This is a genomic window from Gelidibacter gilvus (assembly GCF_004115975.1).
Lineage (GTDB): Bacteria > Bacteroidota > Bacteroidia > Flavobacteriales > Flavobacteriaceae > Gelidibacter > Gelidibacter gilvus.
On sequence record NZ_SDDZ01000002.1, the window covers coordinates 179651 to 192285 of the forward strand.

General features: G+C 39.2%; 12 protein-coding genes and 1 riboswitch. Of the genes, 6 read left to right on the forward strand and 6 right to left on the reverse strand.

What is annotated here, in order from left to right; all coding sequences use genetic code 11:
* The first annotated feature begins 63 nt into the window (after window positions 1–63).
* The 3 genes from ESZ48_RS04830 to ESZ48_RS04840 are packed head-to-tail and all read left to right on the forward strand — an operon-like array spanning window position 64 to window position 3595.
* On the forward strand, window positions 64–1437 hold the full coding sequence (locus ESZ48_RS04830) for a TolC family protein (protein WP_129016198.1): 1374 nt from the start codon (window positions 64–66) through the stop codon (window positions 1435–1437).
* Window positions 1438–1456: 19 nt separating this feature from the next.
* Window positions 1457–2416: an HlyD family secretion protein gene (locus ESZ48_RS04835; protein ID WP_129016199.1), complete on the forward strand. Its 960-nt coding sequence runs from the start codon at window positions 1457–1459 to the stop codon at window positions 2414–2416.
* Window positions 2417–2419: 3 nt separating this feature from the next.
* Window positions 2420–3595, forward strand: a complete 1176-nt coding sequence (locus ESZ48_RS04840; RefSeq protein ID WP_129016200.1) for an ABC transporter permease — start codon at window positions 2420–2422, stop codon at window positions 3593–3595.
* A 19-nt stretch (window positions 3596–3614) separates the two neighbouring features.
* On the opposite strand, the gene ESZ48_RS04845 is transcribed toward ESZ48_RS04840, so the two are convergent.
* Window positions 3615–3917 (reverse strand): hypothetical protein, encoded by a 303-nt coding sequence (locus tag ESZ48_RS04845; RefSeq protein ID WP_129016201.1) that lies wholly within the window; start codon window positions 3915–3917, stop codon window positions 3615–3617.
* Window positions 3918–4201: 284 nt separating this feature from the next.
* On the opposite strand from ESZ48_RS04845, the gene ESZ48_RS04850 reads away from it, so the two are divergent.
* Window positions 4202–4891: a 2'-5' RNA ligase family protein gene (locus tag ESZ48_RS04850; RefSeq protein ID WP_190246192.1), complete on the forward strand. Its 690-nt coding sequence runs from the start codon at window positions 4202–4204 to the stop codon at window positions 4889–4891.
* Between the two features lie 361 nt (window positions 4892–5252).
* Window positions 5253–5350, forward strand: a riboswitch (SAM-I-IV-variant riboswitch).
* A 50-nt stretch (window positions 5351–5400) separates the two neighbouring features.
* A complete protein-coding gene (locus tag ESZ48_RS04855; RefSeq protein WP_129016203.1) occupies window positions 5401–6705 on the forward strand; it encodes a Na+/H+ antiporter NhaC family protein in 1305 nt (434 codons plus the stop codon).
* A gap of 154 nt (window positions 6706–6859) precedes the next feature.
* Here the strand turns inward: ESZ48_RS04855 and ESZ48_RS04860 are convergent, their stop codons facing one another.
* Both ESZ48_RS04860 and ESZ48_RS04865 read right to left on the reverse strand, forming a co-directional pair.
* Window positions 6860–7786 carry a hypothetical protein gene (locus ESZ48_RS04860; protein ID WP_129016204.1) on the reverse strand — a complete coding sequence of 309 codons (927 nt, stop codon included), beginning with the start codon at window positions 7784–7786 and terminating at the stop codon, window positions 6860–6862.
* 206 nt (window positions 7787–7992) lie between these two features.
* The gene (locus ESZ48_RS04865; RefSeq protein ID WP_129016205.1) at window positions 7993–8832 is read right to left on the reverse strand and encodes a class I SAM-dependent methyltransferase; all 840 of its coding nucleotides are present in this window, start codon (window positions 8830–8832) and stop codon (window positions 7993–7995) included.
* 191 nt (window positions 8833–9023) lie between these two features.
* Between ESZ48_RS04865 and ESZ48_RS04870 the strand changes: the two genes are divergently transcribed.
* The gene (locus ESZ48_RS04870) at window positions 9024–10487 is read left to right on the forward strand and encodes an aldehyde dehydrogenase family protein (RefSeq protein WP_129016206.1); all 1464 of its coding nucleotides are present in this window, start codon (window positions 9024–9026) and stop codon (window positions 10485–10487) included.
* 157 nt (window positions 10488–10644) lie between these two features.
* Here the strand turns inward: ESZ48_RS04870 and ESZ48_RS04875 are convergent, their stop codons facing one another.
* The 3 genes from ESZ48_RS04875 to ESZ48_RS04885 all read right to left on the reverse strand — a co-directional run bounded on the left by ESZ48_RS04875 (window position 10645) and on the right by ESZ48_RS04885 (window position 12378).
* Window positions 10645–10848, reverse strand: coding sequence for a hypothetical protein (locus ESZ48_RS04875; RefSeq protein WP_129016207.1), 204 nt, complete (start codon window positions 10846–10848; stop codon window positions 10645–10647).
* Between the two features lie 236 nt (window positions 10849–11084).
* The gene (locus ESZ48_RS04880) at window positions 11085–11552 is read right to left on the reverse strand and encodes a hypothetical protein (RefSeq protein ID WP_129016208.1); all 468 of its coding nucleotides are present in this window, start codon (window positions 11550–11552) and stop codon (window positions 11085–11087) included.
* A 256-nt stretch (window positions 11553–11808) separates the two neighbouring features.
* Entirely contained in the window at window positions 11809–12378 is a 570-nt protein-coding gene (locus ESZ48_RS04885) for a transposase (protein WP_129016209.1), read from the reverse strand.
* Window positions 12379–12635 lie beyond the last annotated feature (257 nt).

Here is a 12635-nt window from a genome sequence, read left to right on the forward strand (position 1 = left end):
ATGTCAAAAGAAATCCCTCAAATTTTCCTCAACTTTGTATTATATTTATAAAAACCATCAACAATGAACTTAAACAAAGTCATCTTAAAGATGTTCCTGACCATCATCGCCATTGCGTTGCCGTCGGTTATTACGGCACAGCAATTGGATCCGGTGCTGCAGGACTTGATTCACAAAGGACTCAACAAGAGCCATCAACTCAATTCAAATCGTATTGACGCCGAGCAAGCACAAGTAGACCAGCAGCTGGCCAAATCGGTATTCTTACCAAAAATCACCCTCAATGGGAGCTTTGTACGCCTGGACGATGATCTTACTTTAGATGAAAACACCCAAAATCTATTGATGGCCACTCAAAAACTGGTCATAAAGGAAGCCGTGGGATTACCGTTCAATTCTCCTTTTCCCAGTAATATTCCATTGGAGGCGATTCCAAACCTTCAAAACAAGAACATCTTAAAATCGTCGGTCGATTTGGACTGGGTGCTGTTCAGCGGATTTGAAGCCAGTAATGCCCTAAAGGCCAGTCAGCATAAAGAAACTTCATTGAATTATCTGGGCCTTGCAGAGAAAGATAAAATTGCTTTACAAATCATAGAAGCCTATGATAAATTGGCACTTGTAAAAGCCTCTAAAACCGTGTTGATTACGTCAGAAAAGTATTTAAATGAACAAATATTTTACGTCACCAAAGCTATTGAGAATGGGTTGGCCACGCCTTTAAGCCGAAAGAAATTGGAACTTGCCCAACAACAATTGGCATCCAAACAATTGGAATTTGATCACAATAATATTTTGCTGATTGAAGTGCTCCATCAACTCACTGGAGAAACCCGAGCCAATTTGAGATTGCTCGAGCCTCAGTTACAGGCCTTCTCTACAGACGGCATTTCCACTACAGAAAAACGGAACGAAGTAAAAGCCTTGGAAGAAGCTGAAAAAGCAACCCTTTATCAAGCAAAAATGGCGAAAAGCAATTTTATTCCGAAAGTCGCCGTAAAAGGACATTATGAATTTATTGAAGACGATTTATCGCTCTTAGATCCCAAATGGTTTATTGGAGCAGGCATCAAGTGGAATGTCTTTGATGGCAACCAATCCCGATTGAAAAGTAAAAAAGCGACCTTAGAAAGTGAGAAATATAGAGATAGAATAGAAGAAGCGGAAGAAATGATTGCGCTGAGCATCACCAAAGCAGAATTGAGCTATCAGTCTGCATTGCAGAACTCAAGAATCGTTCAGAAGGAAATTGAACTGGCCAATGATACTTATGAAATGGTCGATAAACAATACCGAAACAATCTCGCCTCTATCAATGATGTGTTGGATGCCTTAAACGACGTTGAAAAAGCGAATTTCAAACTACAGGAATCTTATTTTAACGAACGACGCGCAGTAGCAGAAATGCTTCATGCCAAAGGCGTACTATCTTACTAACCCTACAAAATATCAAAAAATGAAAATATACACACCTATCGCTATTAGCTTCTTTGCACTACTGAGTTTAAATTCTTGCAAAAACGACAAAATTACGCCCAACCGAGGCAAAGTGAAATTTGAAACCATTTCAGTAAGCAGTAAAATTGCTGGACGGATTGAAAAAATATACGTGCAAGAAGGGCAAGAAGTCAAAAAAGGCGATACCCTTGCCTTAGTGAACATCCCTGAGGTGAATGCGAAAATGATGCAAGCTGAAGGTGCCATTACCGCGGCCCAAGGCCAACTGAATTTGGCATTTAACGGTGCTACTACCGAACAACTTAACCAAATTGAAGGCCAGTTAAACTCGGGCAAAGCACAAATGGAGTTTGCCCAAGAGTCTTATAACCGTTTAAAAAATATGTATGAGGATTCCTTGGTAAGCCAACAACAATTTGATGAAGTCAAAATGAAACTTCGTATGGCAAAGGCACAAGTGGATGCTTTGGAAGCCAAGCGCGACGAAATAAGATTAGGTGCGCGCTCAGAACAAATAGAGCAAGCGCAAGGCCAACTGGACAGAGCATTGGGTGCCAAGAAAGAAGTGTTATCAGCATCTGATGAACAATACGTCATTGCTCCGGCGAATATGTCCATTGAAACCATAAGTTTGGAAGAAGGCGAGTTGCTGACTCCCGGTTATGCTTTGTTTAACGGCTACAAAACCGATGGCTTGTATTTTCGCTTCACGATTCCTGAATCAAGAATCTACGATTTTAAGGTTGGAAAAGAACTCACATTGGTGAATCCTTACACCAACGAAGAAACTAGCGCCAAAATTGTTGCCATTAAACAGTTGGCCCAATATGCAGATATTACAAGTACAGCGCCTTTATATGAACTTTCAGAATCCATTTATGAATTGAAAGTGGTTCCCACTTCAAATACAGGCGATCAAAAGTTTTATACCAACGCGACCATCCTTATAAAACAATAACCAATGAAAACTTTTAAGAACTTACTTAAAGTAGAATTCAAACGCATCTTTTCAAATGGCGTCTTGATGGCCATCTTTTTTGGTGCGCCCATTGGTTACGGTATTTTGTTTGGTTATGTATATCAACAGGCAAAAGTTGTCGATTTACCAATTGTTATCGTAGATCAGGATCAAAGTCCAACGACTGATATGATCATTGATGCTTTTGTAGATAATGAAGGCTTATTGGTCAAAGATGTGCGATTAACGCCAGGCAATCTCCTAGACGAAATGCCCATTGAACAATACGCTGCCGTCATCACCCTACCTATAGGTTTTGAAAGTGACGTCCTCCAAAAGCGACATCCTGAAATCCGCGTGGATCTCAATATGGCAAATATCCTCAACGCCAACACCGCCAGCAATAATATCAATATGGTGCTGATGACCTTAAATGCGGGAATGGAAATAGAGGGTCTCAAAAAACAAGGGATGCATCCTGATCAGGCTAAAGCCTCTTACGAGACTTTTAAGATCAACTTCAATAAGCTCTATAACTCTGCCGGCAACTACGTCAATTTTATGTTACCGGGCATCTTGGCGGCCATTATGCAACAAATTATCTTTTTGGCCATGGCTTTGGCATTTTCAAGAGATTTTGAAGATGGGTATTTTGCCAGTCTTGTAGAAAAGAAAAAATCGGCATTATATCTTATTTTACTAAAAGCAACCCCATTCTTGATCATGTTGCCATTTATTTGGTTGGTAGTCGCTGCATATTTTCCCTATTTCAGGATCACTGCGGATATTTTCAACTTTCCAATGTTGGTCTTGACCGTACTGTTGACTTTAGCATCAATGATGATTGGGATGTTGTTTTCAGTTGCCATTCCAAGCCAATTAAAGGCCACCGAATTATTGATGGTCATCTCCACCCCTGCTTTTATCTTGAGCGGATTTACCTGGCCAACAGAAGCGATTCCTGGTTGGATTACGGGTGTGGCACAATTCATTCCGGTGACCCAATTCTTGAGCGGATTTAGAAGAATTGCTTTTTATGGTGGCGATTTGGCATCCATCGCCTCAGAGATCAAACTATTGTCACTCATTACACTTGTTGCCTTTGTAGCGATGGTGTTATTGTTGCAATTTAAAGTGAACAAAGCGGCGAAACAGCAACGTGTGGTTGTGGAAGGGTAATGCTGTAGATGCTTTAAGCTTATATATGAGGGTTGTTGGTGAAAAACACCAACAACGGCAGCGATAGTTTCGATTTAGAGACCACATAAATCTGTGACAATCCGTATAACCCGCCTGAACGGACGGGCAGTTCGTGCCCAAAAAATTCAGGCGGCATGCCTTCTACATTCGTGAAATAAATAGTTTTTATCCAGAGTCCTACAGGCAGGACATCTGCCTCTTTCCCGAAGCAGATGCCACTCCTACTTAAAAAGGAGGAGAATTTAGTTCGGTTCGTATTTAATAAACTTGGTCGGAACAAAGAATTCCTTCCATTGGTCATTGAGTTTGTCGAAATGAACGGAAGGTGGATTTAAGCTCAGAATAGAGCTTAAAGACGGAAGGGTTTAGTATTCAAGCACTATTTTGAACCTGTGATAATCCGTGTAACCCGCCTGAACGGACGGGCAGGTCCGTGTCTAAAAAACCTAGACTGCATGCATTCAACATTCGTGAAATGAACTGTTTTCATCCAGAGCCATACTTTTCCCAATGAATCCATTCCCAGCTGAAAATTCTTTACTAAATTCCGATCCCTATAATTCAAGTACTCATATCTTCAAAAAAATGAATAGAAACTTCTTAATCATAACACTTTTAGCTTTTAGCCTCATCAGTTCATGTCTCCAAAAACCAGAAGAGACACTAGCCATTGGTGTATTGCTCACAGTTCCAGAGGCTATTTACCAACAATCCATTAAATTAAATCGTGCGATACTGGAAAACCATCCTGATAATATCACTCTAAACGAGCAGCATATCCCACACATCACTTTATTGCATTGTTATGTGCAGGAAAGTGATCTTTCAGAAATTGAACAGGTATTGAACGGATTCTATAAAACTATTGAACATGACAGTCTTTGGGCTGATGAGCTGCAATATTCCAAAGCTAAAACCGAGAGTTTCGCTTCCATTGGCATTAAAAGGAGTCGGTCACTAATGGCACTTCACGAAAACGTCATCGCTCTTTTAGAACCCTATATCCTTGCTGAAGGCTCTCAACAAGCGTATGTACAAAACGTAGGTGGCACGCCTATAGATGACTTCACGCTGGCCTATGTGCCCAAATTTGTCAGTGCACATAGCTATGACAACTATAATCCACACATCAGTTTGGGCGTTGCTAATACGGCGATATTGGATAGTTTGGCGCAGCATCATTTTCGTGCTACGAAGTTTAAAGCCAAAGCCATAGGCATTTACCAATTGGGTGCTTTTGGTACGGCTCAAAAACGCATTTGGGAATCGGAGTAGGTTGATAAAAAGCTTATGCGCGGTTGACACTGTTTTTTTCAAAGTCCGAACCACCTCGCCTGCCTGCCGGACCTCTTTCCGGAAGCGGATGCCATTTCTCCAGAAAAAGAAAAATAATTTAGTTCGGTTCGTATTTAATAAACTAGTTCCAAACAAAGAATTCCTTCCAGTGGTCATTGAGCTTGTCGAAATGAAGGGAAGGTTCGTGTCTAAAAAACGTAGAACTGCAAGCCTTCCAACTTTGTGAAATGAATTGGTTCTATTTAGTCCGTTTTCATCAGACGAATGGATTTGTGATAATTGGTGCAATTCCTGCCTAAAATCTTTAGGTTTAACCCTAGTAAACCGCTATTTTTGCACTCTTAATTATCAAGAATCTCAAATAAGAGGTAGCAACCTGCATTAACGAGCAAGGTGCTAAAGCGATAAGCCAAATACTTTGGAAAAAACGTTACCATTCCCAATGATTTGCTATCACTTTCTTATTGCGATTCTGTAACAACAGACTTATGACCGCCATTAAGCCAAGTTTTAAAGCCTTATTGCCTTTTTTCGTTTTTATCATCACCTTTTTAAGTGTGGGGATAATTCAAGAGGATTTCTATGCCCTCCCCGCGCCCATCGCCGTAATAGCAGGGATATTTGTGGCATTTCTCTTGTTTAAACAGCCTATAAATACAAAGATCCAAACGCTTTTAAAAGGCTGTGGCGATCCTAAAATCCTCACCATGTGTTTGATCTATCTCCTCGCGGGCGCTTTTGCCGCAGTCACCAATGCAACCGGTAGTGTGGAGACCATTGTGCATTTAGGTATGGACCTCATCAATAACCAATACATCTATGTGGGCGTTTTCGTGATTGCTGCTTTTTTATCGGTGTCCACTGGTACTTCGGTTGGCTCTATCGTGGCCTTAGCGCCAATTGTGGTGGGTTTTGCAGATACCGGCACCTTTTCCCTGGCCATTCTTTGTGGTGCCTTATTAAGTGGTGCCATGTTTGGCGACAACCTATCCATTATTTCAGATACGACCATTGCTGCCACCCAATCTCTGGGCGTTAAAATGAGCGATAAATTTAAAGCCAATATAAAAATAGCCATTCCAGCAGCGTTGGTCACCTGCGCCATCCTTATTTTTGAAGGCTTGCAATTAGATGCGCATGTGGAAGAGACGGTCGAGTATAGTTATTCCGTGTTGAAAATAGCACCATACCTTATCGTGATTGTACTGTCCGTCATTGGGCTTGACGTTTTTGTCACCTTGGTACTTGGCATCATCACCGCTGGGATCTTGGGTTTATTTTATGCCGATTTCTCACTCATTGAGTTCACACAATTGGTCTATATAGGCTTTACGGATATGACCGAAATATTTCTTCTTTCCTTATTGACGGGAGGTTTGGCCGCTTTGGTAGCTTACAATGGCGGGATCGAGTACATTTTAGTCAAAATAAGAACCTTGATCAGAAGTAAAAAAACCGCCCAGTTTGGGATTGGCGCTTTGGTATCGAGCATCAATGTGGCCATTGCCAATAATACCGTGGCGATCATCATTTCAGGGTCTATCGCCAAAAATATCAACGACCAATACGAATTGGACAACAAACAAACCGCCTCTATTTTAGATATTTTCGCCTGTATCACACAAGGTCTATTGCCTTATGGTGCACAGGTATTAATGATTCTAAGTTTCGCTCAGGGCAATATCTCCTACTTCGATTTGGTAGGCAATGCGTGGTATTTAGGATTGCTTTTTGTATCCACCATCTTGTTTATCGGATTCAAAAGGGAAGTAAAGAGTGATGTTCTAATTTAAAAGTACTTTCACTACAGATTGAAAGTCTCTTCAATTCGGTCTAGAGATAATTTATGGGTTTGTTACGATGATTGTTGAAAATGAATCGGTATTTATCAGTGTCTGAAAAACGTCCAATCATCTCAAATGCGACTTATGAAATTTGAAATTCCAATTAATCCAACATAACAACTTCAGTCTCCAACACCCATCTCCCATCAACTTGAGCGCTGCGTGTCACCGTAATTTTATTGCGCCCCGATTTCTTAAAAACGTCAATAAGTTTGAGATTTTTATGTACGGTGGTATTAATAACAATAGGTTCCGTAAGTAATGCCCCATTGGTAGCATCAAAAACATAAAGAGTTTTGGAAGAGGGTTTGATATCCCAAAAGCCAATCTCATCTGCCCCATCGCTGTTTAGATCCTTAAGATTTTCTAACTGCGATTGGTAGGCTCCTTCAACTGTGATGTTTTCTAGATCCGTACTGCTAAAGACAATCACGCTGTTGCATCCGTCTTTGCATTTCACCTCATTATTTGTAGAGGATACGATATTTGGAGAGATCACCGTTGCATAGTCTGAGAGACCATCGCCATCAAAATCGCCAAACACTTGTCTGGTATTGGCGAGGATGCGAATATTTTCACGAGCCTTGGGAAATATAGGCGCATCAAGATCTTTAATACTCTCAGCAACGCCTTCTCTTAGGATTCTGAAAACACCATTTTTCATGGTCACTGAAAGAAACGACTCATAATCTGCTTCGATGCCGTCGTAGCTCACATGTTTGGTGAAAGTTACCAAATAACTTCCTGCCTCCTTGGTGATGATCAGTTCGTCATTTAGAATCCCTTGTGTATAGTCTGGAAATTGTTCAAATAACAAGGTCTTATCTTGTTGCACTTGGACCCTACTGCGCTGTTTACCATAATAGTTGACCACATCCATATAGTCACGCGCAAGGTAAGCCGAAGTGAGTTGTGTATGGGCTTCGTTCCATTGTTCCACAAATTTACGCACTGCTCTTTCGTCTTTGGAATCGATTTCATTGCAACCGAATAGTAGAACAACAAGTAGGCAGGAAAAGAAATACTTCATAGATTTAATGGGATATTATCTTAAATAAGGAACGCTAAAGATACATGATTTTTTATTGACTTTTAGTGTCCTAAACGGATCTAAAACTGAGAATTTAATGATGACTATAGGATATTATATCAGATGAAAGTTTTTTGATGTGACGACTTCTACCCAATCGATCCCATCTCCAATGTATCTTTTGTCATTAGTTTGCTCCCTTTCTTTTAACTCAATTTTTTAAGCAGATAAAAATTTTCGTTAAGAATCTCTTCCTTTTCTAAGCAAATGACATTTCCGTAAGTTTTGGACAAACTAAAATAATCTTGATGGTCAATCAAATGATAAACTGGCTGAGATCGGTAATAGTCATCCTCGATGGTTTGATAATCACTTGCTTTTGTTTTAGAAACCATTTGATTGAGAAAGTTCAACAGTTTTTTAAATGCGACACTGTCCTTAAACGTATCCTGGAAAGACACGCTTCCAATAAAATCGCCCGGATTTTGAATGGCATTAAAAAAGTTGAACAAATGATCTGTTTCTTTCCTGTCCAAAAAAAACAACACGCCTTCAATGAGAATAAAGCATGGTTTATTTTCTTTGATAGAAGATATTTGGGACAATAGCGCCTGCTCGTAATCCTCACTAAAATCAACGGCAATAAAATGAAGGTTCCGTTTTGGGAGTGCATTGGTTTTTTGCCAGTTCTCAATCTTCGATTTTTTATAATCGATGATTTCTGGTTTGTCAATTTCTATATGTATCAATCGTTCATCCAATAAAAATGGATACATACTAAAACCACAGCCAAAGTTGATCACGACCTCAATGTCGTTTTCTTCAACCAGATTTTTTATGGTATCGAGAAAGTACCTGTTTCTCAAACAATGGGTATTGGTTTCTTCCGAAGACACCTGCTCGAGATATTTTTTGATCCAAATATCAGATTTAGAGTTGCGCCATAGTTTTGCAAAAGAGTCGTGACTCAAATCTTCATTTAAAGAACGCAGCGTAGAGGTCAAAAAAGCGGTATCATGTATTTCTATGTTTTTTTCTCTTTCCATTCTTTTTCCATAAAGTTGAAACTTTTTAACCATAATTGAAGCAAGGTTAAGCATTCTCTTCTACAATCAATAATCCCAATTATGATAAATTTAGAAAATGTTAGGTGATAATTAACAGAAGCTTAAGACGAGAAATTCGTAATAAATTATTAAAATTATTATGTTGTGGTATCACCAAAACAGATACTAATATGAAATTAAAATTTGACTATAAAAAGGTCTATTCGCCTTATATCAATGGCGAATTTTTAGAAACAGACGATCAAAAAACGATTGATTCTATAAATCCCTATAACAATGAGGTTTTAGCTAAAGTCCGTTTAGCCAGTCCGGCTAATATTCAGACGGCTTTGGCCAGTGCGGTGGAAGCACAAAAAACTTGGGGTGTAACTATAGCAAAAGAGCGTGAAGCCATCCTTTTAAAAGCGGCGGATATTGCGGAAAGACGTCGTCCTGAACTGGCGAAAGCCTTGATTGACGAAGGTGGAAATGTGTTTGGGAAAGCCATGTACGAAGTAGATTATATTGTCAGTACTTTTAGAATTGCCGCTGGACAAACACGACAAATCCGTGGGGAAACCATGCCGGCCGAAGAGCCCAACCGCATCTCGTTCACCTACCGCATGCCGCTAGGTGTCGTTGTGGGGATAGGTCCTTTTAACGCCCCGTTGCTTTTAAATAGTAAAAAACTTGCTCCTGCCATTGCCGCTGGAAATAGTTTTATCCTTAAACCTTCACCTTACACTCCTATTATTGCCTTGCTGTTTGCGGAAATATTCCATGAAGCAGGATTACCCAAAGGAGTTCTAAGTGTACTTCCTACGGCTGACGAAGATCTTGGCGACACCCTGTTCTCTGATCCGCGCACCAATATGATTACGTTTACGGGATCGGCTAAAGTGGGCAATAAATTACAAGCGCTTGCCGGAAAGTTTCAGAAACGATTTGTTCCGGAACTGGGTGGGAAAAGCCCGTTGGTGATTCTTAAGGACGCCGACCTAGACTATGCCGTTCGTTCAGCAGCCTTTGGAATTTTCTTTAACCAAAGCCAAGTCTGTATGGCCAATTCACGAATAATTGTGGAAGACCCAATTTATGACGACTTCATTGAAGCCTTTGTAAAGCACGTCAAAACCATTAAGGTAGGCGATCCTAGTAAGGAAGATACCGCAGTGGGACCACTGATTTCTAAGGATGCCATAAAGACCATTGAGACTCATATTGAGGATGCCGTCAAAAAAGGCGCAAAACTCCATGTAGGTGGCCATATGAAAGATCAAATATGGAATCCGTCGGTTTTGTCGGAAGTTACTTCAGACATGAAGGTGTTTGACGATGAGACTTTCGCACCATTGGTGTCGGTGTACCGCGCCAAGGATTATGAAGATGCCCTGGCCAAGGCTAATGATACTTACTATGGATTGTCCTCTGGTATTATTACTAATGACTTACAAAAAGCGTTTGATTTCTCCCTGAGAATTCAAGCCGGTTCTGTCCATATCAACGACAACTCTTTTGATGACGACCCAAATGCACCTTTTGGAGGGTTTAAAGGAAGTGGTCATGGAAAAGAAAATGGCCAATACTCCATTGCGGATATGACTCAATTAAAATGGGTGACCGTGCAATTGGGAGAGCGTCCACTACCGTTCTAAAACTTTGATATAACAAACGTTAGATCAATAAATCCAAAAACCCTCTTCATGAGGGTTTTTGTTTTTTCTCTGAGGGTATAAAAGTATTGTTTCTGGATCTTTTTTTCAGTAAATATTACACTTATATAACTATAAAATCCATTGGAATTGTTCAAGATTAATTCGGTTTTAGTTCGACATTAATTTTATAAATGGTTTCTAAATCCACTAATGATTCGTTGGTTTCACTTGAAAAAATAATTTCTGAATCAGAAAATGAGTTCACTCGATCAAACTTTTTTGATATTTCTATTTCTTTTCCATTAGTTATATCTACTTCAACTACACCATGAAAAATATGTGAGCCGAGAAGTGCACCCATCAAGCCATTCAATTTTTACGAAAGCCGTTTTATTAAATTCTGGCCCTAACAGATTGGTTGGATCTTCAACTATCTCAATCTGCTCAGTAGCGTTTCTAATGATTTCATAGGAAAGCAATGTTTCTTCATCTGCCGGAACATAGAACTGTCCCTCCTTAAAATCAACACAGGTTAAGTGTTTTGCATGAGAGTTGAGGCTGATCAGAAGAATAATGAGGCATAGAATTTTCACAGGTTTAAGCCTTTGTTAAGTCCAAGATCTTCTCAAAATTACTTCGGAGTCGGTTTCTTGAAAATATCCCAAGCGAATAATATAAAATGCCCACCAACACAAAGAAGGATCCAATAATTAGAAAACGCATATTTGATCCTGCTGCTATAATGATTATGATGCCAACCACTACAGAAACTATAGAAGCAATGGACAACATGGTATTTGATCTGATGTTCAATTTTATAAGTGTCCCTTTTCCTGATTTTAAGATCTCCCCTTTTAAATAAGCTGCTTTCCTCTTAAAATTAGGTACGTACCAGGAGATAACAGACCATTTATCATAGGCTGCAAACTCACTCGAGCTTGTGAATTTTCCAAAAAAACTTAATGTCGATTGCTCAAAGTGGCTTTCAATCTTCTGTTTCAAATGATCCATGCTCAAATTTGAAGAATAATTTATTTCTTTACTATTCAGTATGTTTTCAATCATTTTCTATTAGTTTAAGTTTTTGTTAGCTTAACCAACGCTTTAGCTCCTCAAATATATTCTTATTTTATGAAAAAGCACCGTTAAAGTTTGCAACCAAATACAAATCAGTGGCCTCTATTTCCATGATCAATTCGGTTTTTTTGACCTTAAGCCTAAGGTTTCATGAATGATTATGTCGTTGCTTTTCACAAACTATTAAATATACTAAACTATAGAGAGGAAATCCGAGAATTCTGATCGCTTTTGTGATTTAAGGTTAATTATGAAATTTGTCTGTCTTCCATTGCAATGGATTGTTGATTATATAACGCTGGATGTTTTCAAATGATTTATTATTCCGGATAATATGATCGTGGAAACGCGGTTGCCAGGCGAATTCAGGATTTATTTTACGTGCATTTATGGTCACCCCAATTTTAAATCCACGAATTACAGATGCCAAATTTTTTGATTGTGGACCGAATTGATTTGTTTTACGTGGTTCCGTTCCGGTAGAGACGCAATGCATTGCGTCTCGACCCAATCCACCAATGGTATTATACCCATTTTCACCAATGCCAATTATCGCATGAAAATGGTTCGGCATCACAACATATTCACCCATTTCCAAATTCATATCCGGACGCATATCAAATGTTTTGATCCATTCTGATTTTACAATGTCGCCAATTTCGGATAGATGCATTTCACCATTGTTAATGCCACCAAAATAATGTTCCCGATTTTTGGTGCAGATGGTTATAAAATACAATCCACTGTTACCATAATCCCACGATTGTAAACGGGCAGACGGTATCCGATATTTGTTATTGAATTTTTCCGCCATACTATTTTCTTATTAAGACTGGATTTTTTAAAACAACTTATATATCCAACTTTTAGATCGCATATCATCGGCTTTTTCGCTCCATGTATAAAAGTAGGAAATCGAATGGAGTGTCACTAAGTTATCAAAATTTCATAATAGTAACATATAAAGCAACATTGCTACTGCTCCTTTGCAAAAATGACATTCAGCTGGTAGTGATTGTATTTGTTGCAATTAAAAATAAATAAGGAAAATGATGGTAAGGCAGGACTCTC